At 71.2% G+C, this 23,748-nt stretch carries 24 protein-coding genes; 10 read left to right on the forward strand and 14 right to left on the reverse strand.

Annotated features, from left to right (window positions below):
• Positions 1-2: 2 nt before the first annotated feature.
• Both ACIBKY_RS31890 and ACIBKY_RS31895 read right to left on the reverse strand, forming a co-directional pair.
• A complete protein-coding gene (locus ACIBKY_RS31890) occupies positions 3-359 on the reverse strand; it encodes a DUF742 domain-containing protein (RefSeq protein ID WP_184959987.1) in 357 nt (118 codons plus the stop codon).
• Positions 352-2,241 carry a nitrate- and nitrite sensing domain-containing protein gene (locus ACIBKY_RS31895; protein ID WP_397102381.1) on the reverse strand — a complete coding sequence of 630 codons (1,890 nt, stop codon included), beginning with the start codon at positions 2,239-2,241 and terminating at the stop codon, positions 352-354. The genes ACIBKY_RS31890 and ACIBKY_RS31895 overlap by 8 nt, the downstream gene beginning before the upstream one ends.
• 162 nt (positions 2,242-2,403) lie before the next feature.
• On the opposite strand from ACIBKY_RS31895, the gene ACIBKY_RS31900 reads away from it, so the two are divergent.
• On the forward strand, positions 2,404-3,957 hold the full coding sequence (locus ACIBKY_RS31900) for an ABC transporter substrate-binding protein (RefSeq protein WP_397102383.1): 1,554 nt from the start codon (positions 2,404-2,406) through the stop codon (positions 3,955-3,957).
• Here ACIBKY_RS31900 and ACIBKY_RS31905 read toward each other — a convergent pair.
• A complete protein-coding gene (locus ACIBKY_RS31905) occupies positions 3,933-4,106 on the reverse strand; it encodes a hypothetical protein (protein ID WP_184959985.1) in 174 nt (57 codons plus the stop codon). The genes ACIBKY_RS31900 and ACIBKY_RS31905 overlap by 25 nt on opposite strands.
• Positions 4,107-4,126: 20 nt before the next feature.
• Between ACIBKY_RS31905 and ACIBKY_RS31910 the strand changes: the two genes are divergently transcribed.
• Complete coding sequence (locus tag ACIBKY_RS31910; RefSeq protein ID WP_397102950.1) at positions 4,127-4,753, forward strand: hypothetical protein; 627 nt, start codon at positions 4,127-4,129, stop codon at positions 4,751-4,753.
• Here ACIBKY_RS31910 and ACIBKY_RS31915 read toward each other — a convergent pair.
• Genes ACIBKY_RS31915 through ACIBKY_RS31945 form a run of 7 tightly spaced genes read right to left on the reverse strand, consistent with a single transcriptional unit; the run spans position 4,743 to position 10,472 of the window.
• Positions 4,743-5,807 (reverse strand): ABC transporter permease, encoded by a 1,065-nt coding sequence (locus ACIBKY_RS31915; RefSeq protein WP_397102385.1) that lies wholly within the window; start codon positions 5,805-5,807, stop codon positions 4,743-4,745. The two genes, ACIBKY_RS31910 and ACIBKY_RS31915, sit on opposite strands and share 11 nt — an antisense overlap.
• Entirely contained in the window at positions 5,804-6,784 is a 981-nt protein-coding gene (locus ACIBKY_RS31920) for an ABC transporter permease (protein WP_397102387.1), read from the reverse strand. The genes ACIBKY_RS31915 and ACIBKY_RS31920 overlap by 4 nt, the downstream gene beginning before the upstream one ends.
• A gap of 1 nt (position 6,785) precedes the next feature.
• A complete protein-coding gene (locus ACIBKY_RS31925) occupies positions 6,786-7,478 on the reverse strand; it encodes an ABC transporter ATP-binding protein (protein ID WP_379610299.1) in 693 nt (230 codons plus the stop codon).
• Positions 7,479-7,480: 2 nt separating this feature from the next.
• A complete protein-coding gene (locus tag ACIBKY_RS31930; protein ID WP_397102388.1) occupies positions 7,481-8,182 on the reverse strand; it encodes a hypothetical protein in 702 nt (233 codons plus the stop codon).
• Complete coding sequence (locus tag ACIBKY_RS31935; RefSeq protein ID WP_397102390.1) at positions 8,179-9,045, reverse strand: ATP-binding cassette domain-containing protein; 867 nt, start codon at positions 9,043-9,045, stop codon at positions 8,179-8,181. The genes ACIBKY_RS31930 and ACIBKY_RS31935 overlap by 4 nt, the downstream gene beginning before the upstream one ends.
• On the reverse strand, positions 9,042-9,395 hold the full coding sequence (locus tag ACIBKY_RS31940) for a GntR family transcriptional regulator (protein ID WP_379610295.1): 354 nt from the start codon (positions 9,393-9,395) through the stop codon (positions 9,042-9,044). The genes ACIBKY_RS31935 and ACIBKY_RS31940 overlap by 4 nt, the downstream gene beginning before the upstream one ends.
• A gap of 30 nt (positions 9,396-9,425) precedes the next feature.
• Positions 9,426-10,472, reverse strand: a complete 1,047-nt coding sequence (locus tag ACIBKY_RS31945; RefSeq protein ID WP_397102392.1) for an MFS transporter — start codon at positions 10,470-10,472, stop codon at positions 9,426-9,428.
• A gap of 73 nt (positions 10,473-10,545) precedes the next feature.
• Here ACIBKY_RS31945 and ACIBKY_RS31950 point away from each other — a divergent pair, with 73 nt between their 5' ends.
• Together ACIBKY_RS31950 and ACIBKY_RS31955 are read left to right on the forward strand one after the other, a co-directional pair.
• Entirely contained in the window at positions 10,546-13,536 is a 2,991-nt protein-coding gene (locus ACIBKY_RS31950) for an AAA family ATPase (protein WP_397102394.1), read from the forward strand.
• A 107-nt stretch (positions 13,537-13,643) separates the two neighbouring features.
• Positions 13,644-14,462 (forward strand): inositol-3-phosphate synthase, encoded by an 819-nt coding sequence (locus tag ACIBKY_RS31955; protein WP_397102395.1) that lies wholly within the window; start codon positions 13,644-13,646, stop codon positions 14,460-14,462.
• Positions 14,463-14,806: 344 nt separating this feature from the next.
• Here the strand turns inward: ACIBKY_RS31955 and ACIBKY_RS31960 are convergent, their stop codons facing one another.
• Positions 14,807-15,895: an FAD-dependent monooxygenase gene (locus ACIBKY_RS31960; RefSeq protein ID WP_397102397.1), complete on the reverse strand. Its 1,089-nt coding sequence runs from the start codon at positions 15,893-15,895 to the stop codon at positions 14,807-14,809.
• A gap of 79 nt (positions 15,896-15,974) precedes the next feature.
• On the opposite strand from ACIBKY_RS31960, the gene ACIBKY_RS31965 reads away from it, so the two are divergent.
• The 3 genes from ACIBKY_RS31965 (at position 15,975) to ACIBKY_RS31975 (ending at position 20,026) form a co-directional block, all read left to right on the forward strand.
• Positions 15,975-17,192 (forward strand): TetR family transcriptional regulator, encoded by a 1,218-nt coding sequence (locus ACIBKY_RS31965; RefSeq protein ID WP_397102399.1) that lies wholly within the window; start codon positions 15,975-15,977, stop codon positions 17,190-17,192.
• A gap of 63 nt (positions 17,193-17,255) precedes the next feature.
• Positions 17,256-18,200, forward strand: a complete 945-nt coding sequence (locus tag ACIBKY_RS31970) for a hypothetical protein (RefSeq protein ID WP_397102401.1) — start codon at positions 17,256-17,258, stop codon at positions 18,198-18,200.
• Between the two features lie 116 nt (positions 18,201-18,316).
• A complete protein-coding gene (locus ACIBKY_RS31975; protein ID WP_397102403.1) occupies positions 18,317-20,026 on the forward strand; it encodes a S8 family peptidase in 1,710 nt (569 codons plus the stop codon).
• 35 nt (positions 20,027-20,061) lie between these two features.
• On the opposite strand, the gene ACIBKY_RS31980 is transcribed toward ACIBKY_RS31975, so the two are convergent.
• On the reverse strand, positions 20,062-20,187 hold the full coding sequence (locus ACIBKY_RS31980; RefSeq protein ID WP_397102405.1) for a hypothetical protein: 126 nt from the start codon (positions 20,185-20,187) through the stop codon (positions 20,062-20,064).
• Positions 20,188-20,209: 22 nt separating this feature from the next.
• Here ACIBKY_RS31980 and ACIBKY_RS31985 point away from each other — a divergent pair, with 22 nt between their 5' ends.
• From ACIBKY_RS31985 to ACIBKY_RS31995, 3 genes are all read left to right on the forward strand, one after another.
• The gene (locus tag ACIBKY_RS31985; protein ID WP_397102407.1) at positions 20,210-20,800 is read left to right on the forward strand and encodes a hypothetical protein; all 591 of its coding nucleotides are present in this window, start codon (positions 20,210-20,212) and stop codon (positions 20,798-20,800) included.
• Positions 20,801-20,865: 65 nt separating this feature from the next.
• Positions 20,866-21,399 carry an RNA polymerase sigma factor gene (locus tag ACIBKY_RS31990; RefSeq protein WP_397102409.1) on the forward strand — a complete coding sequence of 178 codons (534 nt, stop codon included), beginning with the start codon at positions 20,866-20,868 and terminating at the stop codon, positions 21,397-21,399.
• Complete coding sequence (locus tag ACIBKY_RS31995) at positions 21,399-22,310, forward strand: CU044_5270 family protein (protein WP_397102411.1); 912 nt, start codon at positions 21,399-21,401, stop codon at positions 22,308-22,310. Before ACIBKY_RS31990 ends, ACIBKY_RS31995 begins: the two co-directional genes overlap by 1 nt.
• Before the next feature lie 17 nt (positions 22,311-22,327).
• On the opposite strand, the gene ACIBKY_RS32000 is transcribed toward ACIBKY_RS31995, so the two are convergent.
• Entirely contained in the window at positions 22,328-22,918 is a 591-nt protein-coding gene (locus ACIBKY_RS32000; RefSeq protein ID WP_397102413.1) for a dihydrofolate reductase family protein, read from the reverse strand.
• Positions 22,915-23,745, reverse strand: a complete 831-nt coding sequence (locus ACIBKY_RS32005; protein ID WP_397102415.1) for a metalloregulator ArsR/SmtB family transcription factor — start codon at positions 23,743-23,745, stop codon at positions 22,915-22,917. The genes ACIBKY_RS32000 and ACIBKY_RS32005 overlap by 4 nt, the downstream gene beginning before the upstream one ends.
• Positions 23,746-23,748: the final 3 nt, after the last annotated feature.

Consider the following 23,748-nt stretch of genomic DNA (forward strand, 5'->3'; position numbering starts at 1 on the left):
GCTCACAAGGCCTTCAGGCCGCTGATCACCTCCAGCAGGACCCGCTTGTCGGGCGCGGGCGGCGGGTGCTCGACCTGGACGAGCTGCTGGGCGTGCAGGTCGCCGACCAGGACCCGGACGACGCCGATGGGCAGGTTCAGCTCGGCGGCCACGTCCACGAGCCGGGTGGGCTTGGTGCACTTCTGCATGATGATCAGGTGCTCGGGGCCGAGGCCCATCGGCGGGGTGAGGCCCCCGGCGGTGATGATCACCGCGATCAGGTCGATGGCCTCGCTCGCGGGGACGGTACGCCCGCGGGTGAGGAGGTACGCGGGCACGATCGGCCCGGCGTCCTCGTCGAGCCAGCGCTCGTCACTCACCGCGCACCACCTTGATGGGGCGGGCGGTGGGCTCGGCCGGCGTCTCGCTCTGCTGCGTCACATGCTCTGCCGGGATCAGCACGATGGCGGTGGTCCCTCCATATGGTGAACCGCGCAACGTCACGCGGATGTCATGCCTGGCGGCCAGGCGGGCGACGACGAACAGGCCGAGCCTGTCGCTGTCGGCAAGGTCGAATTCGGGCGGGCTGGCCAGGCGCGTGTTCAGGTCGGCCAGCTCCTCGGGGCTCATGCCGAGCCCCCGGTCCTCCACCTCGATGGCGAAGCCCCGGGCGGCGGCCTCGCCGCGCACCATGACCGGGGTGTGCGGGGGCGAGTACACCGTGGCGTTCTCGATGAGCTCGGCGATCAGGTGGATGACGTCGCCGACGAGCGGCCCGGCCAGCGCGTGGCTGGGCATCGGCTCGACCGCCACCCGCTGGTAGTCCTCCACCTCGGCGGTGGCGCCGCGTGCCACGTCGTGCAGCGGCACCGGCTTGCTCCAGCCGCGGCCGGGCGTCGCGCCGGACAGGATGATCAGCCCCTCCGCGTGGCGGCGCATCCGGGTGGTGAGGTGGTCGAGGCGGAACAGGTCGTCCAGCGCGTCCGGCTCCGTGGCCTTGTGCTGCATGCCCTCCAGCTGGATGCGCTGGCGGTGCAGGAGCGTCTGGCTGCGCCTGGCCAGGTTGCGGAAGACGTGGCCGACGCCCTCGCGCAGTTGCGCCTGGCCGACGGCGGCCTCGACGGCGGTGCTCTGCACGGTGGAGAAGGCCTGGCCGACGTCGTCGATCTCGGTCGTGGTGCTGGCGACCTTCACCTCGGGCACGTCGATCTGCTCGCCCTTGCGCAGCTTCTCGACGACCTGGGGCAGCCGGTCCTGCGCCACTTCCAGCGCGGCCAGCCGGAGCGTGACCAGTTCCTTGGACAGCCGGTTTCCCGCGCGCATCGAGATCACGATGGACACGATCACGAGCGCGAGGCCGGTGCCGCCCAGGATGACCGCGCGCAGCAGCACCGAGTCGGCCACGGGGGCGGCGCGCGCGGTGAGCATCTGCGAGGCGGTCATCTGGAAGTCCTGGAAGGACTTCGCCAGCGACTCGGTGGTGGTGACCCAGCCCTCCGGGGTACGCCCGGCGATGATCTGGTCCTCCATCACCCGCATGCGCTGGTAGAGCGGCGAGGTGAGCAGGGCCACCTGCGCGTCGCGCATGGCCGGGTCGAGCTCGGCGACGGACTGGTCGACGAGGAAGCGCCGGTTGCCGACGAGCTGGGTGAAGATCCGGCGCTCCTGCGCGGTGGTCGGGCCGGAGGCGACGGCCTGCTCCCTGGTGAGCAGTTCCTTGGCGTAGCCGAGGTCGATCACGATGCGCGACTGCTCGTAGATCGGGATGTCGTCGACGAAGGCGACCCGCCGGTGCAGGCCGAACAGCGAGTCGATCATGGCGCTGTAGGTCTCGATGGCGTGTACGCGCGCGGTGAGACCGGCGTCGATCTCGCCCCTGAGCGCGTCGAGCCGGCCAAGCTGGATGAGGACCTGGTCGACCTGGGAGCTGATCGAGGGGGAGGCGTCCTTCGACTTGGCCGTCTGGACCTTGAACTCCTCGGCCGCCTGGTCGGTGCGGGCGCGCTGGGCGTTGGCCGACGAACGCTCCATGCTGCCGCCGGAGCGCAGCAGGCGCGTCGAGGCCAGCCGTTCGCGCTGGATCTCACCGATCAGGCGATAGGCGGGATGGCGCAGGTTGGACCACAACGTGGTGTACTCCCTGAGCTCCAGGCTCTCGCCCGCGGTCACCGCGGCGATCACGCCCCACAACACCACCATCGACATGAGCGGAACCAGCAGCAGACCGACGATCTTCATGCGGATCGTTCTGCTGCGGGTCATTGACACCTCACTCCGGCCGGTCCCCAACTGGAAACCCCGGACGGGACAAGCCTTGAGGATAGCAATCCGATCACCAGAATTCCCTATTTTTCAGGACTTTCGGGCATCCGGGGCGTCAACTTGCAGTAGTTTCAGGCGCAACATCGGTCACAGGGGAGATGCATGCGCCGTCGTCTCGCAGCGGCCGCGCTGGCACTCACCATCGCGGCGTGCTCGGCGCCCCCTCCTCCGGTACGGCAGGCGCCCCCCGGCGAAGCCGCCTTCGTCTACGCCCAGAACCTGGACGTCGTCACCGAATGGGACCCGGCGACCTCGTACTCCAACGAGATCATCGCCCTGCAGAACATCTACGAGACCCTGACCGTCTGGAACCCGGTCACCAAGAAGGCCGGCCCCCGCCTGGCCACCGCCTGGAACGCCAGCTCCGACGGCAAGACCTGGACGTTCACCCTGCGCCCCGGCGTGAAGTTCCACAGCGGCAGAGCCCTCGACGGCGCCGCGGTCAAGGCCGCCGTCGAGCGGACGATGAAATCCGGCGCCGGCGCCTCCTACATCTGGGACGCGGTCGAGTCGATCCAGGCCCCGGGCCCGCTGACCGTGACCTTCCAGCTCAAGTACGCCGCCCCGCTGGACCTGACCGCCTCGGCCGCCTACGCCGCCTACATCTACGACACCGCCGTCGTTGACCGGGTGAAGGACGGCAAGACCGACGCCGGCTCCGGCCCCTACACGATCGCGAGCTGGCGCAAGGGCGAGGAGAACGAGCTCACGCTCAAGGCCTTCGACGGCTACTGGGGCGGATGGGACCGCCCGCACTACCGGACCGTCAAGTACCGCGTCGTGCCCGACCCGCGCCGCCGCTGGGAGCTGCTCCAGCGCGGCGAGGTCAGCTTCGTCAACCGGCTCAGCCCCCGGCTGTACGCGCGGGCCACCAGGACACCCGGCGTGCGGACCGCCTCCATGCCGTCACTGCAGACCGCGATGCTGCTGTTCAACACCGCCCACGGGCCGCTGCGCGACGTCCGGCTCCGCAAGGCGGTGCAGAAGGCGGTCGACTACCGGGGGCTGATCAGGGCACTGGACGGCTCCGCCGTACCGGCGAGCGGGATCGTGCCGGAAGGGCTGCCCGGACATCAGCGCGGGCGGATACCCCGTCAGGACCTCGCCATGAGCGCGCAGCTGCTGCGGCGGGCCGGCTACGGGCCCGGCGGCAGGCCGCTCAAGCTCACGCTCACCTACGCCGAGGGCGACGCCGACCAGGCCACGCTCGCGCGGCGGCTGACCGAGACGCTGCGCACGCTCAACGTCACGCTCGACGCCCGGCCGATGCCCTGGATCGCCCAGTGGGACCGGGGCAAGAAGCGGGGTCAGGACATCTTCGTCATGTACTGGTGGCCCGACTACGCCGACGGCTACTCGTGGTTCGGCAACGTCTTCCGCAGCGGCACCCCGCCGGTCTTCAACCTGACCTATCTCAAGGACGCCGCGGCCGACAGCATGATCGACATGCTGCCGGTGCTCAACGTCAGCGACCGGCCGGCGGCCCAGAAGAGCTTCAGGCAGCTCACCGGCAGGCTGCTGGACGAGCGGGCGGTGGCGGCCTTCCCCTGGGTCGTCAACTACCAGCGGGCCTACCTGGGCGGCGTCGCCGGGTACGACGACAACCCGGCCTATCCGGACGTGGTCTTCGTCTACGACCTGCGGCCGTCGGCCTGAGCGGACTCCGTCTCCACCCGCTCGCGCAGGCGCGTCCTGATCTCGTCGGGCGTGTAGGCGCGGCGGCGCCGCTCGTCCCGCGCGATCACCACTCCGGTCGCCGCGACTCCCGCGATTCCGGCAAGTCCGAGCCATTTCCACCAGCGCATGTGCTTAGGCTAACAATGTGCTGACTCTCGATGAGGCTGTGAACGTCACCAGGACGGGAGATCTGTGGATCTTCCGCGGGCGCTCGGTTCCCGACCGCGCCATCCAGACGATGACCAACAGCCCGGTCAACCATGTCGGAATGGCGATCGTGGCCGAGGACATGCCGCCGATGATGTGGCACGCGGAGCTGGGCAAGTCGCTGCTCGACCTGTGGTCGGGCACCCATCACCGCGGCGTGCAGCTGCACGACCTGCGCGACGCGGTGACGGTCTGGGCCGACCGCTACGGCCAGCGGGCCTGGCTGCGCCAGCTTGAGCCGCAGGCCACGCCCGAGATGGAGGACGCCGCCCTGCGTACGGTGGCCAGGCTGGACGGCACGCCGTTCCCGTCCACCGCCCGCCTGGCCGGACGCTGGGCCCGCGGCCGCGTCCCCCAGTTGCGCGGCCGGGCTAAGGACCGCACGCTCGAAAGCGCCTACTGCGCCGAGGTGGTGGCGGTGACCTACGAGGAGATGGGCCTGCTGCCGGGCGGCAAGCGGCCCAACTGGTACGACCCGGGCCGCTTCTGGAGCGGCGACGAGCTCGACCTCATGCTCGGGCACAAGCTCGGCAACGAGATCACCGTCGGCGTCGAGCTCACCCGCTGAGCGCCCGCCGCAGCCGCCACGTGCCCAGGGCGAACAGGACGACGGCAAGGGTGCCGAGCACGGCGAGCTGCGGCAGCACGCCCGTGAGGCCGTCGCCGTGCCGGACGAGGCGGGCGAAGGCGTCATAGCCCCACGCGTGCGGGGTGAGGTAGGCGAGCGTCCGCATCGGCTCGGAGAACGACTCCAGCGGGATCGTCGCGCCGCCCAGCGTCGGCAGCCCGAGCCCGAACACCATGGCCAGCGAGATCGGCGGCCCCGGCGTGCGGAACGCGGCGCCCAGCAGCATGCCCGCCCCACCGCCGACCAGCGAGAAGACCAGCAGCACCGCCAGCGCCCCCACCGGATCGCCCCACGAGACCCCGAACAGCGCCATCGACCCCAGCATGATCAGCACCGCCTGGAACAGCGCGATCGCGATCCGCCCCGCCGCCTCACCGGCGATGATCGTACGCAGCCGCGTGGGCCCCGCCGACAGCCGCGCGGTCACCCCGATCGCCCGCGACTCCACCAGCCCCAGCGCCGCGGTCAGCGAGGTCAGGAAGGTGAACATGAGCAGCAGGCCGGGCGCCGCGATGGCGTAGGCGTTCAGCCCCTCGGGGAACGGCGTGGTGCCCGCCGTGGTGACCCGCACCGGCAGCGACGGCTGCCCGCGCGCGGACTCCTGGCGGACGATCGAGCGGATCCAGGTGCCGGTGTCGTGGCTTTTGATGTCGCTCGCCCGGACCAGGTGGTGAACCGTCCCGCCGCCGCTGTCGTAGGAGGCCGGGATGACCAGGCCCGCGTGCAGCCGCCCGCGTTCGACCGCCTCGCGCAGCGTGCCCTCGTCGCCCAGCCGTTCGACCGTGACCCGGCTGCCCGAGGCCAAGGCGCCCGCCAGCCGCTCCGACGGGGCTCCCGGCCCGGCCACGACGCCGAGCCTGAGCTGCTGGCCGCCGCCGTAGAGCTGGCCGAGCACCAGGATGAGCAGGAAGGGGGCGATGAGCACGAAGAAGATGTTGGTGCGGTCCTTGAACATCCGGCGCAGGTTGAGCCCGGCCATCAACGCGACCTTCACGGCGCCACCATCCTTCCGACACGGAACGCCGCCACGGGGAAGCTGAGCGCGGCGACGGCGAGCAGGACGGCCAGCGCGGGCAGGATCGAGGCGCCGCCCCGCAGCTCGGCCAGCCCTTCCAGGAACCAGTGATGGGGGGTGAACATGCTCAGCTCCGGCGCCACCGGGAAGAACGAGCCACCGAGCAGCCCGAGCACCGTGGCCGCCGTGGACTGCCAGTTGGCGGCCTGCTCGGCCGTGCGGGCGAAGGAGGCCAGGGCGGTCATCAGGCCGGTAGCGGCCAGCACGCCCGCCGCGACCAGCGCGGCCACCCCGGCGGGCGGTCCCCAGCGCACGCCGAGCAGCAGGGTCGTCGCGGCCACCAGCAGCGCCATTCCGGCCAGGCCGACGATGACGCCGACCAGCAGCTTGGCCGTCAGGATCGAGGCGCGCGGCACCGGCATCGACAGCAGCCGCGCCAGCGTGCCGTTGCGGCGCTCCTCGAACACGCCGGTGACGCTGAGCATCACCGCGAAGAACGCGAAGAACATCGCCGCGCCCGCCGCGTGGTAGGTGCGCGTGTCGAGCTCGCGGGTGCCGAGCGTCGTGTCCTGCGTCACCTGGACGTTCTGGGCGCCCGGCAGCGCGTACGACTCGGCCACCTCCCTGGCCACCTGGACGGCCAGCGGCGCGTCCACGCTGCCGACGACCTCGATTCCGGTGGGGGAGACCACGAAGACGGCGTCGAGCTCGTTCGTCTCGGCCAGGTGCCTGGCCTGCGCGGCGCCGGCGACGGGCCTGAGGTCCGGCAGGCCGGTGCGCTGGGTGAACTCGGCGGCCGACGGGCCCGCCACGCCGTACCGGCCGGGTGGCTGGGAGCCGCCGGACAGGGCCACGCCGAACACGAACGCCATGCCCAGCGGGAGCACCACCCCGAAGACCAGCAGCATGCTGTCGCGCGAGCGGCGGCGCAGGTCCTTGAGCAGGATTCGCAGCATGTCAGTCCCTCAGCTCGCGGCCGGTCAGGCGCAGGAAGGCCGCTTCCAGGTCGGGTTCGCCCAGCTCGGCGGGGGTGCCTTCGGCCAGCAGGCGGCCGTGGTCGATGATGCCGACGCGGTCGCAGAGGCGCTGGGCCTCCTCCATGTAGTGCGTGGTGTACAGGACCGCGAGGCCCTCGCCGGTCATCCGCTGGACGCTGTCGAGGATGGCGTTGCGGCTCTGCGGGTCGACACCGGCCGTGGGCTCGTCGAGGACGAGCAGACTGGGGCGGTTGAGCAGGCCGACGGCGATGTTGAGGCGGCGCTGCATGCCGCCCGAGTACTTGGCGACCGCCTCGTCCGCCCGGTCGGACAGGCCGACCAGCCGCAGGATCTCGGCGGTTCTGGACTTGGCTTCCGCGCGGCGCATGCCGTACATGCCGCTGAAGAAGCGGAGGTTCTCCCGCGCGGTCAGGTCCGGATAGACGGCCAGCTCCTGCGGGACGTAGCCGACGCGCGCCTTGGGCGGCGCGCTCACGCTGCCCGCGTCGGGGGAGAGGATGCCGACGATCATGGAGATCGCCGTGCTCTTGCCCGCGCCGTTCGGCCCGAGCAGGCCGTAGGTCTCCCCTTCCCGTACGGCGAAGCCGAGCCCGTCCACGGCCACCAGATCGCGATAGCTCTTGCGCAGTCCCTCGACGGTTAACACCGCCATGACTAACCCCCGTTCCTCAGTGGTGTGTCCCTGATCACCGACCAGGTCAGCAGCAGCCCGAGCGCGAACGTCCCCAGGCCCATCACCAGCGCGACCAGTGGTCCCGCCGACAGCTCGAAGCCGATGGAGAACGCGCTGAGCGGCACCCCGAACCGGTTGCCGACGGCGCTCAGCCCGAGCACGACCAGCCCGACGCCCACCGGGATCGTCAGCAGGCCGCCCGCCTGCCAGCGGTAGAAGCCGGCGCCCACGAACATGCCCGCGGCTATCCAGGCCATGAACTCCACGGTGTACTCCACGAAGACCAGCGGCGCCTGTGTCGGATCGGCGAACAGGTGCGCCCGCTCCAGCGTCTGCGGCCGGCCGATGATCGTGTAGAGCAGCCGTTCGACCAGGTAGCCGGCGCTCATCAGCAGGGCCGCGAACGGTGTGTAGAGCGCCGTGGTGATCGCCGCCTGGAAGCCGAACTGCCGCCTGGTCTGCCCGTTGGCGATGAACAGCGGAAGGAACTGGCGCACCATCGCCACTCCGACGAACAGGACCATCCAGCGTGGCAGCTGGGTGGCCTGCTCCCACACGCTCTGCGTGAGGTTTCCGAAGAAGTGGATGGCCAGGGTGATCACGATCACGATCGCGAGGTAGGCGAGCCAGACGAAGAAGGCGACCCACAGGTTGGCGGCCAGCAGCCGCGTGGGGAACCTCACTTGGGACCTCCGGTCAGGTGGATGAACAGCTCCTGCATGGCGATCGGCCCGAGCGCGAGCCCCGCCTCCGCGGCCTTGCGCCGGTGGGCGGCGTCGAGCTCGCCGTAGACCATCGCGGACTTCGTGGGCCCGAGCACCTTCTCGCCGAGGACGGTCAGGCCGGTCACGAACTCGTCCACGGCGGCGGCCGCGCCGGTGACCGCGTGGCCGCGGGCCAGCAGGACCTCGGTCTCCTCGTGCACGATGAGGCGCCCGCGGTCGATGATGACGACCTCCTCGAACAGCGGGCTCACCTCCTCGATGAGGTGGGTGGACAGGATGATCGTGCGCGGGTGGGCCATGTAGTCGGCCAGCAGCGCGTCGTAGAAGGCCTGCCGGGAGGGCGCGTCCATGCCCAGGTACGACTCGTCGAACATGGTCAGCGGCGCCCGCGAGGCCAGCCCGACCACCACGCCCATCGCCGAGCGCTGACCCTTGGACATGGCCTTGACGTTGTCCTTCGGCCGCAGCTCGAACAGCTCCATCAGCTCCTTGGCATAAGCGGCGTCCCAGGTGGGGCGGAGCCACTCGGCGAAGTAGAGCGCGTCGGCGGCGGTGCCGAGATCGACGCTCTCGCCGGCGTCGCGGATCAGGCTGACGGCGCCGGTCACGGCGGCGTTCTCCCACACCGGGGCGCCGTCCAGCAACACGGTGCCCGCCGACTGCTTGCGGAAGGCGGACAGCACGGACATCAGGCTCGTCTTGCCGGAGCCGTTACGGCCCAGCAGGCCGTAGATCTTGCCGCCCTCCAGCTCGAACGTCAGCCGGTCGAGCGCGGTGACCTCGCCATAGCGCAGCACCAGGTCCCGGGCTTCGATCCTCACATTTCCCCCTTGATCCGCTCGATCACGTCATCGAGGGAGATGCCAATGGCCTTGGCCTCCTTCACCATGGGGTCGACGACGTCGGTGAAGAAGCCCTCCCTCCGGCCGGCCCTCAGCGCGTCCCGGGCGTCCGGGCTGACGAACATGCCGATACCTCGCTTTTTGTAGAGCACGCCTTCGTCGACGAGCTGCTGGAACGCCTTGGCGGCGGTGGCCGGGTTGATCCGGTAGAAGGCGGCGTACTGGTTGGTCGACATCACCTGCTCGTCGCCCTTCAACGCCTCGCTCAGCACATCGGCTTTGATGCGCTCCGCGATCTGCCGGTAGATGGGGCTCCGGTCGTCGAACATGGACACCTGCTTCTATGGTTCATTACTCCACTAACGAACCATAGAAGGCTTGCGGTTCCCGGTCAACGGAAGAACCGCCAGAACCACCACGGCCACCAGCGCGAAACCCAGCGGGTAGCCGGTCATGCCCATCACCACACCCAGGCCCAGGGCGCCCACGCCCATGCCGGCGTCGAAGGCGAGGTTCCACAGCGCGCTCACCCGTCCTGCCTCGCCGCGCTCGAACATCAGCGTCAGCGTCAGGTTCTGCGCCACCCCGAACCCGGCGCCGAACAACGCCATCCCCGCCACCACCGCCACCGGCTCCGCCGACCAGAACAGCAGGCCGATGCCCGCGGCGGCGGCCAGAACCGACGGAGCCAGCCAGCGCGTCCCCGCGTGGCGGCCCGCCCACCAGCGGGCGGCGGGGGTCAGGATCGACTGCGCCAGCAGCGCCGCCGAGGCGAGCTTCGGGGAGGTGGCCAGGGGCAGGAAGGTGATGGCCACACCCGCGGCCAGCGCGATGACGCCGAAGACGGCGATCGGCGCCGCCAGGCCGCCGCTCTTCCGGTGTTGCCGGGCGACCGGCCTCAGGTCCGGTAGCCCCCTCGCCGCGGCCAGGCCCGCCAGCGGGACCAGGCCGGCCACGACGAAGATGGGCACGAAGCCCAGGTGGTCGCCGGCCCACAGGCCCAGGGGCAGGCCGACGATCGAAGGGACGCCCACGGCCACGCCGTACAGGCCGAGGCCCTCGCTGCGGCGTTCTGCCGGGACCAGCTCGGCCACCAGCGCGGTGCCCGCCACCACGACGATGCCCAGGCCGGCGCCGCGGAGCAGGGAGATCGGCAGGACCAGTTCGTGGATCGGCAGGGCGAACGAGGGCGGGCCCAGGAGGAGCAGGCCGGCGGACAGGACACGGCGGTAGCCGTACCGGCTGAGGAGCCAGGGGACGGCGAGTTCCAGCAGAACGGTGCCCAGCATGAGCGCGCCGGTGGCCAGGCCGGCCGACATGCCGTCGCCCAGGTAGGCGGGGACGGCGGAGAACAGCAGGTAGAAGCCCAGGAGGCCGGTGGCTGATGCGAGCATGAGGCGGTTCATGGGGGTGACGGTGCCAGCCTGGCCTTTGTCGCGGATCCGGCAGGATGCGTAGATGACTCTTTAAGCTGCGTACGTGTTCGTAGGCAGGGATGCGGAACTGGCGGCGCTCGCCGAGGCCTGGGCCCAGACGCCGTCCGCCGTTCTCGTCGTCGCCGAGGCGGGGATGGGGAAGACACGGCTGGCCACCGAGTTCGCCGGACGGGTGGATGCCCGCGTGGTGACGGGTGGTGGGGATCCCGGTGGGCTGCCGTACTCGGTGTTCGTGCCGGTGCTGCGGCGGCTGGTCAGGGAACATGGCGCGCCCTTCGGGCCGGGAGAGCTGGCTCGGTTGCTGCCTGAACTGGGGGTGCCTGCCGTCGACCTCGGGCGGGCGCGGTTGTTCGAGGAGGCGCTGCAGGTGGTGGAGAAGGGCGGGCCGCTGGTGCTCGTCCTCGAGGACCTCCACTGGGCTGATCAGGCCAGCCTTGATCTGCTCGCCTTTCTTCTGCGGAATCTGACCCGAGGCGGGGTGATGGTGGTCGCCACCTCGCGGACCGTCGTGCGGCTGCCCGGGGTGCGGACGCTGTGGTTGCCGCCTTTGGGGCGGGATGAGGTGGCGCGGCTGATCGGGTCACGGCCGGGCGCGGGACTCGACGTGATCATGGCCAGGAGCGAGGGGAACCCGCTGTTCGCCGAGGCCCTCGCCGACTGCGGCACCGCTGTGCCGGACTCGCTGCGTGACGTGCTGCTGGGGGCGGCCGACAAGCTTCCCCCGCCCTGCCGTGAGGTGCTTCGGGTGGCGGCCGTGGCCGGGCGGCGGGTTGATCATCTCGTGTTGCTGGCGGCGGCCGGGATGGGGGAACTGGCGCTGGACGAGGCGTTGCGGCCCTTGGTGCGGGCGCGGTTGTTGCTGGTGGATGGTGACGGGTACCGGTTCCGGCACGCGTTGATACGGGACGCGGCGTACGACGAGTTGTTGCCGGGGGAGCGTAAGCGGTTGCACGCCCGGGTCGCCACCGCCCTTGAGGGGCTGCCGGGGGTCGGCCCTGGTCACGGAGCGGCTTCTGAGGCTGCTTTTGGAACGGCTTCCGGGGTGGTTTTTGGTGCGGCTGCCGGGGCGGCGGAGCATTGGCGGGCGGCGGGGGAGCCGGAGCGGGCGTTCGCGGCGGCGGTGGCGGGACGGCGCTGGGACCTGATGCTCGACCTGTGGTCCTCGGCCGAGCCTCCACCCGGCCTCGACCATGCCCGGGTGCTGGAGCTGGCCGCTCGCGACGCCCTGCACGCCGGCGAGGCACGACGGGCCGAGGACCTGACCACGTCGGCCTTGTCCGAGGTCACCGGCACACGGCGGGCGCGACTGCTGGAACTCCGGGTGACCGTCCGCGATCAGCTCGGCGAAGACGGCCTGTCCGACCTTCGCGAGGCGGTACGGCTGGCGCCCGACGACGCCCGCCTCCTCGGCGCCCTGGCCACCACCTTGGCCTGGAACGGCCAGGACGCCGAGGCCAGAAGGCACGCCGAGCAGGCACTCCGCCTGGGCGACACCCGCTCCCTCACCACCCTCGCAGCCCTGACCGCGCTGGACGGCGACCTGACCACCGCCACCACCCTCTACACCCAGGCCCGCACATCCTCCGCACCGTTCTCCATGCCCTCTCCCGCCCCGTTCCCCGCTGCCCCTCTCGGTCCGCCGTCCGCGCCGTCCTCCGCGGCGTCTTCCATGCTCCCTCCCGCCCCGCTCGGCCCGCCCTCCGCGCAGTCCTCCGCGCCGTCCTCCGCGCCTCCGACCGCCTCGCCCTCCGCGTCCCCGTCCGTCTGGTCGTCCGGGTCCTTGGCTTCCGGGGGTTCTGGGCGTGTCCCGGGTCTCGGGGCCGGAGTGGGGGTGGTGGATGAGGATGGCGTGCTCATGGCCTACGCCAGCGAAGCGGACGTACTGGAAGCGGCAGGGGAGCACGCCAGGGCCGAGGCTGTGGCCAGGGCGGGGATCGAGCGGGCCGAGAAAGCCGGGATGGCCAGGTCACGAGGGGCGCTGCTGGCCGCCAACCTCGCCGAGCCGCTGTCTTCGCTCGGCCGCTGGCGAGAGGCGCGGGAGGTGATCGGGGTCGCGCTGGCCCTGGACCCGCCGCCCATCTACCGCGCCTGGCTGCTCATGGTGCTGGGCACGGTCGCGGTCTGGGAGGGTGCGCTCGACGAGGCCGCCGCCGTTGTGGACGAGGCCCGGCCGCTGATGCTGGGGCGTTCGCGTGGGTACGACTCGTGCCTGGAACCCGACCTGCTCGAATGCCGCCTGGCCGAGGCCGCCGGGGACCAGCTCCGGGTGCGCCGCCTGGTCGGGCATGTGCTGGAGGCGCACGACCTGACGCTCAGCCGACGGTACGCCTGGCCGTTGCTCGTGATCGCGGCTCGGGCCGGGGCGCTGACCCGGCCGCCGGACGGCGTGGCCACGGTGGGACGGGTGCAGAGGGCGCACCGGGCGACGTTCGAGGCGGAGCTCGGGGGGTCGTGGGAGGAGGCCGTGGGCGCTTGGCGGTCGGTCGGCCAGCCGTACATGCTGGGGCGGGCTTTGCTGCGTGCGGCGCAGAACGGTCAGCGGCGGGACACGCCCGAGGCGCGGGTGGACGGCGGGGAGGTGCGGGCGGCGCCTGGAAGGCAGGGGAACAGCGGGGAGGTACGGGCGGCGCGTGGAAGGCGGGGGGACGGCGGGGAGGCGCGGGCGGTGCGTGGACGGCGGGAAGACGGCGGGGAGGCGCGGCAGGGGCAGGCGGGGCGGTCTCGCGTGGGGGAGGCGTTGCGGGAGGCGGGGGAGATCGCGGTGCGGCTGGGGGCTGGGCCGTTGCGGCGGGAGGTGGAGGCCGTCGCGGCGGCGGGGCGGGTGGATCTCGACGGTGCGGGGCACGGGCTGACGGCGCGGGAGCTGGAGGTGCTGGGGCTGGTGGCGGAGGGGTTGAGCAACCGGCAGATCGCGGAGCGGTTGTTCATCTCGGCACGTACGTCGGGGGTGCATGTCTCGAACATCATGGCCAAGCTGGCGGTGTCGTCACGGGTGGAGGCGGCGGCGGTGGCGCGGCGTAGCGGGTTGATCTGACATGCTCTGGTTTCGTGATAAACGTCGGGTTGGTTGGGGTGGGGAACTGCGCGTCCTCGCTGGTACAGGGTGCGGTCTTCTATGACTGGCCGGATATTTCGTTCAGCGTGGCATTTGATGTGAATCCTGCGAAGGTCGGGCTGGACCTTGCGGATGCCATCTGGGCGCCGCCCAACAACGCCCGCGCCTTCGCGGAGGTGCCGCCGACCGGGGTGGTGGTCGCCGAGGGGTTCATGGCCGGGGAAGAGGGGCTGCTCGCCGGGGACGCCGTGGCCGGGGTTCCCGACGCGCGTGGCGAGGCCGTTCTGGACGATGTCGTCGCGGCGTTGCGTGGTACTGACGTGCTCGTCAACTTCCTCCCGGTCGGCGCGCAACGCACCACCGAGCTGTACGCGCGGGCGGCGCTGCTGGCCGGATGCGCCTTCGTCAACTGCATGCCCGCCGTGATCGCCCGTGACCCCGCCTGGGCCGAACGGTTCGCCGCTGCCGGGCTTCCGCTGATCGGCGACGATCTGAAGAGCTCGTTCGGCGCCACGCTCGTACACCGTGCCCTCGTGGACGCCCTGACCTCCGGCGGCGTCGCGCTCCACGATGCCTACCAACTGCTCGGTGGGGGCAACGCCGACTTCCTCAACCTCCAGGACCCTGCCCGGCTGTCCGGCAAACGCGCGACGAAGGTGACGGGCGCGGGGGCGTCCGCGCATGTGTCGGCCGCGTACATCCCGTTTCTGGAGGATCGCAAGGTCGCCTACATCCGGCTTGAGGGGGAGGGGTTCGGCGGGTCGCCGGTGGAGGTGGAGGTGCGGATGATCGTGGAGGACTCGCCCAGCGCCGCGGGCAACGTCCTTGAGGCGGTACGGCAGGCCAAGACAGCCCTCGACACCGGAACAGGCGGCGTCCTGCCCACCAGCCTCATGAAGTCCTGACCCGCACAAAACACCCTGAACCTCCTGCGACCTTCTACACGATCAGGGGTCCACCCGCCCGACGGTTCGCCGCGCCTTCGGGGGGACACGCGAGCTCGGTCAACACGGCCTCCGGGCATGCGGCTTTCGGGCATGCGGGCTGCGGCCACGTGCTGCGGGCATGCGTGCGTGTTCGGGGGGCGCGGAGTGTTCCAGGGGCGCGACTCGTGGACACCGCCTGCGCGTGGTTCGGCATCCGGAAGGTTGCTTCGGGCACAGCCTCGCCTTGGGTGGCGCTGCGTTCGGTAAGCACACGCGGGGCGGGCTTAGGGCGCGGGGTTGGGGCGCGGGCTAAGGGCGCGGGGTTAGGGGGTGGGGAGGAGGCGGGTTAGGAGGTTGCGGGTGGTCAGGCCGTAGCGCGTCTTGGGGATCAGGAGGCGGGAGACCATCGTGACGTGGCGGCGGCGAGGGTCGGCCAGGGTGCGGTGGCGGTGTTCGTAGCGGGTCAGGGCGGTGGTGGGGTCGGCTGCCAGTTCTTCTGCCAGCGTGTACGCGGCGGACATGGCCAAGGTGGATCCGTCGCCGAACAGGGACACCGATGACGCCGCGTCGCCCACCAGCGTCACCCGTCCCGCCGTCCAGGTGTCCAGGCGGACCCGGCTGACCGCGTCGAAGAACAGGTCGTCCGTGGCCGCCACCTGTTCCATGAGCTCGGGCAGGCGCCAGGCGGGCTCGCGGTAGGCGGTGTACAGCAGGCGCCGGTGCTGTCCGGTGTCGCGGTGGTCGAAGCCGGGCAACGTGGGCGCGTGGAAGATGAAGGCCGCGACGGCCTCGCCGTTCGAGGGATGGAGGGTGGCGGAGCGGCCGGGGGCGTTGTACATGACGACCTCGCTCGGATCGGACACCCGCCCGGTGAAGGGGAGTGTCGCGACGTAGAGCCCCAGATGCCGTACGAACCGGGATTCCGGGCCGAATGCCAGCCGCCGCACGTTGGAGTGCAGGCCGTCGGCGCCCACCACCAGGTCGAACCGCCGCCGCGTGCCACCGTCGAACTCGACGTCCACGCCACCGCCGTCCTGCGTGAGGCTCGCGATCGAGTCGCCGTAGACGAACTCGGCGTGGTCGCGGGCGGCCTCCGTCAAAATCCCGGCGAGGTCGGTACGGCGCAGCTCGACCTCCCCACCACCCGGCCGCCCGACGCGCATGCCGCCCACGCGCCGACCGGCGGCGTCCACGAACGACACCCTGTTCACCTGTGTGGCGGCCTCCCGCAGCCGGGGCAGCACGCCCATCCGCTCGGCCACCTCGACCGCCTGCCCCCGGACGTCCACCGGGCTGCCGCTCGAACGCTGTCCCGCCGACCGTTCGACGACGGTGGCGTTCATGCCGTGCCGCGCCAGCCAGTACGCCAGCGTGGAGCCCGCGATACCCGCCCCCGAGATGAGGATGTTCATGATTCTCCGTCTCTGACCATTGGTCAGTTGCGACCATAGCTCCCTGACCAATGGTCAGGCAAGGGGTAGGATGCGCGGTGTGATCGACACCAGGGACAGGATCCTCGCCGCGGCAGGGGAACTGTTCGCGCGCCAGGGCAGTCAGAACACCTCGGTCCGGGAGATCGCCGAAGCGCTGGGGCTGACCAAGACCGCCGTTCTGTACCACTTCCGCACGAAGGCCGACATCCTCGCCACCCTCGCCCAACCGCTCATCGACGACACCGACGCGGCCGTGGAGCGGGTGGCGCGGGAGGGCGGCGGCGGGTGGGGGACGGTCGAGACGCTGCTGGAGGTGTACCTGCGGCACCGGGACGTGCTGAGCACCGTCGTCGCCAACATGCCGGCACTGCCGCCGGAGGTGTTCGAGCGGTGGTTCACGGTGATGAACCGCGCCAACGAGATGGTCGCCGGTCCCAGCCCCGACCTGGGCGAACGGGTGCGCGCGATCCAGGTGGTGGCGCTGCTCAGCGACCCGGTGATCCTGCTCGCCGACGTACCCACAGACGAACTGCGTCACCACATCCTGAACGGCGCCCGCCGCCTCCTCACCGACACCCCGGAACTTCCCGCAGAGGCGCAACCTCCCGCAGCCACCGGCCCTTCGGGCGGCAGGAGCTCTGCACGGGATGGAAGGGGACTTTCGCGAGACGGGAGGCGGCCTGGGCGAGAAGGCACAAGCCCCTCGACCGAGGAGGAGCGACCAACGGCCGGCGAGGAGCGACCAGCGGCCGAAGAGCGGCGACCAACGGCCGGAGGGGAGCGGCCTGCGGCCAGAAGGCGGTGGTCTGCGGGCGGAGATGGGGAGTCTTTGGCCGGAGGGGAGCGGCCTGGAGCCGGAGAAGGGCGGCCTGCAGCCGGAGAAGGGCGGCCGGCGGGTGGAGGGCAGCGGGCTGCGGGTGGAGGTCGGTGGTCTGCGGGTGGAGGGCAGCGGGCTGTGGGTGGAGGGCAGCGGGCTGTGGGTGGAGCGGAGGGGGCGTTGGCCGGAGAGGAAGGGGGTTCTGTCGGGGTGGGCGAGGGCGGCAGAGAGAGGGTGGGCGAGGGCGGCACGAAGAGGGTGGGCGAGGGTGACGGGAAAGGGGCGGGTGAGGGCGGCGGGGAAGGGGTGGGTGACGGGAGGGCGGGGGGCCGGCCTCGGAGGATGAGTGAGGAGATGATCGCCGAAGCCCGCCGCCTCCGCCGGAACGGCGACACCCCCGTGTCGGAGATCGCCCGGATCCTGGGTGTCTCACGAGCCACCCTCTACCGCCACCTCTAGTTTTGAGACACAGCACGAAACCCGTTGCGCCTGGTTCGAGGCACGGGCAACGATGGAGCCCTTATGGTGACCGGTCAAGATCTTGAAATCGCGTGTGACGAGTCCGGTGCGGAGGGGGAGAACCTGACCGCCGCGATCACCGACGTGTTCGCGCATGCCAGCGTGTCGATGGAGATCGAGGCGGCCGACGACGTCATCCGCGTGCTTCGCGACCGCATCCGCTCACCTGCCACCGAGTACAAGGCCAACCACCTGCTGCGCGGCAAGCACCGGTCGGCTCTCATCTGGCTCCTGGGCCCGTCCGGCCCCATCTACGGCACCGCCCGCGTCTACCTGGTGGAGAAACGCTTCTTCATCGTGAGCAGAATCGTCGACCTGCTGGACGAGCCCTACAGCCCCAGCCTCGGCTTCTACCGCAGTTTTGAGACAGTGGCCCTCTACCGCACCGGCCCCGCCCTGGCCGGTTGGACGGCGTTCCTGGAGTCCTTCAACGACGTCATGCGCGCCCGCGTACCCGCGCAGACCTTCTACGACCGCCTGAACGACCTGCGTGCCCCGGAACTGACCGGCCCGCTCGCCGCGACCCGAAGGAACATGAACGCCTTCCTGGAACGGCTGGCAGAGGACCCCCGTACGATCCCCGTCCTCGACCCGCTGATTCCCGCCATCATCCAGGCCGTCGTGGCCTGGAGCTCGTCGGGTCGTCCCGTCGAGGTCGTTCACGACCGCCAGACCACGTTGTCGGAGGAGCGGATCGTCGAGCTGAAGGGCGTCTTCAACGATCCCCGCCTGGCCTCCCGCGCCCGGCTGGCCGGTCTGCGCCTGACCGAGTCCCGGCTCGACGCGCGTATCCAGATCGCCGACTTCCTGGCCGGGGTGGCCAGGAAGATCGCCTCGGAGGAGCTGAACGGCCGCGGCGACGCCGAGCTGAACGACCTCCTGCGCCACTACGTCGACCCCGCCTCCCTCTGGGGCCATGAGGCCAGCTGGTCCCACCTGCACCCCTGACTCACTCCGACCGGCGTTGGTCACGCTCGGGTCACGGATCTCATCAAAGGTGGTCGAAACCGGCAAATCCCTTCACAGTGGCGGGCGAGCTCTTAACGTCCCTACTGGAGGTACGCGTGAAACGCGTCATCATGGTCTCCGCCGCGGCCTTACTTGTCGGTGCCGCCATGTCGGCACCGGTACAGGCACAGCGGCAAGGACCAGAAGCCGAGTACGTGGTGCTCTACAAGGACGGCGCCACCGGCGCCCGCCAGGCCATCGAGGCAGCGGGCGGCGTCGTCGTCAAGGAGAACACCGCGGTCGGCCTGGCCACCGTCACGACCAGCCGCGCCGACTTCGCCGCCGCGCTGGCGTCGGACGGGGCGATCGAGGGCGTCGCCCGCAACCGCACGATCGGGCAGGCGCCACCCAGCGCACGGGCCGGGGGTACGGCACGCCGTACCGACACGGTCGAAAAGGAAGGGCACGACGCCGGGCGCGGCAAGGCGGGCCCGACGGCCGGAAGGCCGAGGCCGGGCGCCGAGCCGCTGGCCGAGCTGCAGTGGGACATGAAGCAGATGCACGCGACCGCCGACGGTTCGCACCGGTACAACCAGGGCGGACGCGACGTGGTCGTGGCCATTCTGGACACCGGCGTGGACGGTACGCACCCGGACATCGCGCCCAACTTCAGCAACTCGCTGAGCAGGAACTTCACCACCGACATCCCGGCCGACGCCAACGGCGCGCCGATCGACGGCCCGTGCGCGGATGAGGCCGACGGTTCGTGCGAGGACGCCGCGAACGTGGACGAGAACGGCCACGGCACCCACGTGGCGTCCTCGATCGGCTCGCCGATCAACCGGCTGGGCATCGCGGGCGTGGCGCCCAAGGTGACGCTGGTCAACCTGCGGGCCGGCCAGGACTCCGGGTACTTCTTCCTGCAGCCCAGCGTGGACGCGCTGACGTACGCCGGCGACCACGGCATCGACGTGGTGAACATGAGCTACTACATCGACCCGTGGCTGTTCAACTGCACGGACAACGCCGCCGATTCCCCCGCAGACCGGGCCGAGCAGGCAGTGATCATCAAGGCGGCGCAGCGGGCTCTCGACTACGCGCACCGGCGCGGCGTCACGCTGGTGGCGGCGGCGGGCAACCAGGCCGCCGACTACACCAAGACTTACGTGGACGCGAGCAGCCCCGACTTCGCCAGCGAGCCCGGCGAGGCGCCGTACGAGCGGACCATCCCGCCGAGCTGCATCTCCATGCCCGGCGAGGGACGCAACGTGATCAGCGTCTCGTCCACGGGCATCAGCAAGCGCAAGTCGTACTTCTCCAGCTACGGCAACGGATTCGTCGACGTGTCCGCCCCCGGCGGCGACGTCTACGACACCGCGGCCAACACCCGCGACGTCACCAAGGCGACGCTGTCGGCCTACCCCGAGCAGCTCGCCAGGGACAACGGCGAACTCAACCCCGACGGCTCACCCAACGTCGACTACGTGGTCCGGGACTGCCAGCGCGGCACCTGTGCCTACTACCAGTACCTCCAGGGCACCTCGATGGCCTCCCCGCGCGCAGCGGGCGTCGCCGCGCTGATCGTCAGCAGGTTCGGCCACCGCGACCCGAGGCACGGCGGCAAGACCCTGAGCCCGTCCGTCGTCGAATCCGTACTCAAGGCCTCCGCGACCAGGACCTCGTGCCCGACGCCGCCGGCCTTCACCTACACCCGCCACCTGCCCAACGGCACCACGGTGACCGCCACGCACCTGTGCGAAGGCGGCCGGGCCCGTAACGGCTTCTACGGCTCCGGCATCGTCGACGCCCTGGACGCCGTCCGCTGAACCCCGCCGGGTGCGGCCATCGGCCGCACCCGGCCTCAGCCCGTGATCAGGAGATAGTCGATCTTCCCGGCGTCGCCGACCGAGATCTCCGCCTTGTACTCCTGCCCGGACGCGGACGCCCTGCCCTTGAGCTCATGATCTCGCCGGACGCGTGGGATCATGCCGTTCAGGCAGAATGAGGCGATGGTGGTGGCAGCGGGCCTGATCCGGGTCACGTCGGCGCCGGTCGTGCAGATCGCCGCCGACGGAAACTGGGAGACGGCGCTCGTCGTGCCCGGACGGCACCCGCGCGCGGACGCGGTCCACGAGGTCGCGGGCCGGGCGCGCGAGTCCGTCGCCGTCGAGGTGCTGTGGCCGGGGCAGGCGTTCGCCGGAGTCCGCTGGCCGCTGCCGGAGGTGGACGAGGCGGTCCATGCCGTTGGGCGTCTCGGGTCCGGCCCCGGTTCCGTCGCCGCCGGCCTCGCCGCCCTGCTGGGTGCCGAAGCGCGAGCCGAAACGGCCTTCGTGGAGGTCGGCGCGGTCAACGCCTGGCGCTCGACCGGCTCGCAGGTGATCTGGCGCAGGGAGCGGCCGGTGACCGCGCGGCAGGCCGTACACCGTCTGAGTGGGCGACCTGACCTGCTGCTCTGCGCGCACCCCGTCGCGGCGGAGTTCGCGGCGACGCGGCCGCGCTCGCACTGGGTCGGGGTGAACGTCTCCACGCCGGAAGGGGCCCGCCACCGGCTCGACGCGGACGCCCTCACCGCGCTGCTCGCCGCCGTACTCGAAATCTGATGGAAGGCCCCGCCGGGAGCGGGCAATCACAGGTGTCCAGACTTCCCGGCAAGAGAGAACGCCGTATGACCCTGTCACTCGACGGCGCGGTCGCCGATCCTGAGCGGTTCGCCACCGTCTTCGACGCGCACTACGAGGAGATACGCCGCTACGTCGGCCGCCGCCTCGACCTCGACATCGCCGAGGACCTCGCCGCGGAGACGTTTCTGATCGCCTTCCGCCGCCGCGACAGCTTCGACGCCGCCAAAGGCGGCATCAGACCTTGGCTGTACGGCATAGCCACCAACCTCATCGGCAAACACCGGCGGGCCGAGCTCCGGCGCTACCGCGCGCTGGCCAGATCCGGCCCGTCCCCCGGCGACGACGGCCACGAACAACGCGTCGTGGACCGGCTCGCCGCCGGGGTGACCGTGCAGAAGCTCTCGGCCGCGCTGGCCGGGCTGTCGCGCGGGGAACGCGACGTGGTGCTGCTCGTCGCCTACGGCGAGCTGACCTACGACGAGGTGGCCGCGGCGCTCGGCGTCGCCAACGGCACCGTCGCCTCCCGGCTGAGCCGGGCCAGGAACAAGCTGCGTGACGCTTTGGGAGTTGAGGTGTGATGAAGGAGTTCCAGCTCATCGACGAGGTGATGCCGGACGTGCCGCCCGCCGACCCGGCCAGGGCGATGGCGGTCCGCGCGCGGATGCTCGGCGGCCCGCGACGCCGCGGCATGCCTGCCTGGTCCAGGATGGCGCTCGCGGCCGCGGCGGTCAGCGTGGTGCTGGCCGGCGGCTTCGTGGTGGCGCCCATGCTGGGCGGCCCCCAGACCGGGACGGCGGCGCTCGTGCCGGACCCGGCCACGGTGCTCGGCACGGCGGCCGACCGGCTGGCCGCGAATCCCCCCGGAGAGGGTGCCTGGTGGCGGCGGGACCTGCTGCGCTACTCGCGGACCAGGACCGCCGCCGGCTACACCGTCGAGCACCGGATCGAGGAGGTGCTGTGGGCGAACAGGGAGGGACGCCGGCACACCGACCGCGGCCAGGTCACGACCAAGCCGCTCACCCCCGCCGACGAACAGGCGTGGAAGGACGACGGTTCGCCCGCGCTCTGCCAGGGCAGCGACGGCTGCGATATCGGCAGGACCTATTTCATCCCCTTGGCCCTGACGCCCGTCACCAGCCTGCCCACCGAGGCGGGCGCGCTCAAGGCCGAGATGCTCAAGGAGTTCCCGTCCGACGGGGCCGACAGCCAGGAGAGCTGGCTCTGGGCCTCGGCCAAGTGGATGCTTCTCGACGCCGAGAGCACCCCGGGCACGAGGGCGGCGCTCTACCGGCTGCTCACGGGGCTGCCGGGCGTCCGGGTCGCCGACGGGGTCACTGACGCCGAGGGCCGCGCCGGGGTCGCGGTGGAGTACGGCGAGCAGCGGATCATCATCGACCGGGACACCGGAGAGCTGCTGGCCGTACAGGATGAGATGACGTCGTACGTGGTCAGGCGGCTGGGCTGGACCGACGAGACGCCTCCGGGCTGAGGCGCCCGATCGAGCGGTCAGCGGACCCTGTCGTACACCATGGCCATCTCGCCGAGCCGGCCGGTCACCTGGTGGGTGAGCGTCCACTTCGTGGCCGGCAGGCCGTCCTCGAACAGGCGCTGCCCGCCGCCGACGATCTCGGGGAAGATCATGAGGTACAGCCGGTCGAGCAGGTCGGCCGACAGCAGCGCCTTGATGATGGTGGGGCTGGTGTTGGCCAGGATGTCGCCCTCGCCGGTGGCCTTGAGTTCGGTGACGACGTCGGCGACGGGGGCGTTCACCATGCGCGTGCGCTCCCACGGGGCTTCGGTCAGGGTGGTGGAGAAGACCACCTTCTCGGTGTTGACCAGCCATTTGGCGTAGCCGCGGTCACGCGGGTCGGCGTTGTCGTCCTCGGCGACCGTGGACCAGTAGCCGATGAAGCCTTCGGCGTTGACCCGGCCGAGCACCGCCGTCGTGGCGTTCTCCCACATGAGGTTCATGTGGTCGCGGGCGACGTCGCTGGTCACGTACGGGACGAACGCCCCGAAGTCGCCGGGCCCGCCGGCGCCGTGGTAGCGGCCGTCGAGGGTGAGGGAGATGTTGGCGGTGACTTTGCGGCTGGTCATTTCGTGCTCCTTGTGTCGGCGGCGATGGCCGCGGTCAGCTTGTCGAGGCTCTGGCCGAAGCCGATCTCGATGCCGGCGATGAAGTCGGCGGAGTCGACGGTGCTGTCGGTGATCCGCCAGTGGACGTCGAGTTCCGTGCCCGTGTCGGTGGGCCGGAGCCCGAGGTCGACGTGGGCGGTGAAGGCGGTTCCGCCGCCGGGTAGCAGCGGGGAGTTGCGGTAGGTGAGGCGCTCGCGGGGGCGTACCTCGTCGACGACTCCCTCGGCGCGTCCGACCACCAGGTCGGAGCCGTCGGCGTCCTCGACGTCGCGGTACTCCTGGATGATCCGGCCGCCCGGCCGCGCCTCGAAGACGAGCTCCGAGACGCGCAGGTCGTCGGGTGTCCACCAGTGGGCGAGCAGGGAGGTTTCCGTCAGATGACGCCAGACCAGCTCAGGTGATCCGGGCAGCGCGCGCCGGAACCGGAACGAGCGGTCGTCGGCCCACCCCGCCTCGTCCGCCGCGAGCCGCTCCGCGTCGAGGCTGCGCTCGTAGCGGTCGAAGGTCTCGCGGAGGCCGCCGCGTTGTTCCGCGGTCTCGGCCAGCCGGGTGATCGCGGCCGCCAGGTCCCGCAGGGGGCCCGGCTGAAGTGCGTAGACGCGGCGCTGGCCGCTGCGGTGGGAGGTGACGACGCCGGCGCGTTCCAGGGTCTGCAGATGTTTGGTCGTCTGCGGCTGGCGCGCGTCGGCGAGCTGGGCGAGGACGCCGACCGAGCGGGGCCGCTCGGCCAACAGGGTGACGAGCCGCCAGCGGGCCGGGTCGGCCAGTGCGGTGAGGAGTGCGTCCATGGC

This window comes from Nonomuraea sp. NPDC050394 (assembly GCF_044459065.1).
Lineage (GTDB): Bacteria > Actinomycetota > Actinomycetes > Streptosporangiales > Streptosporangiaceae > Nonomuraea.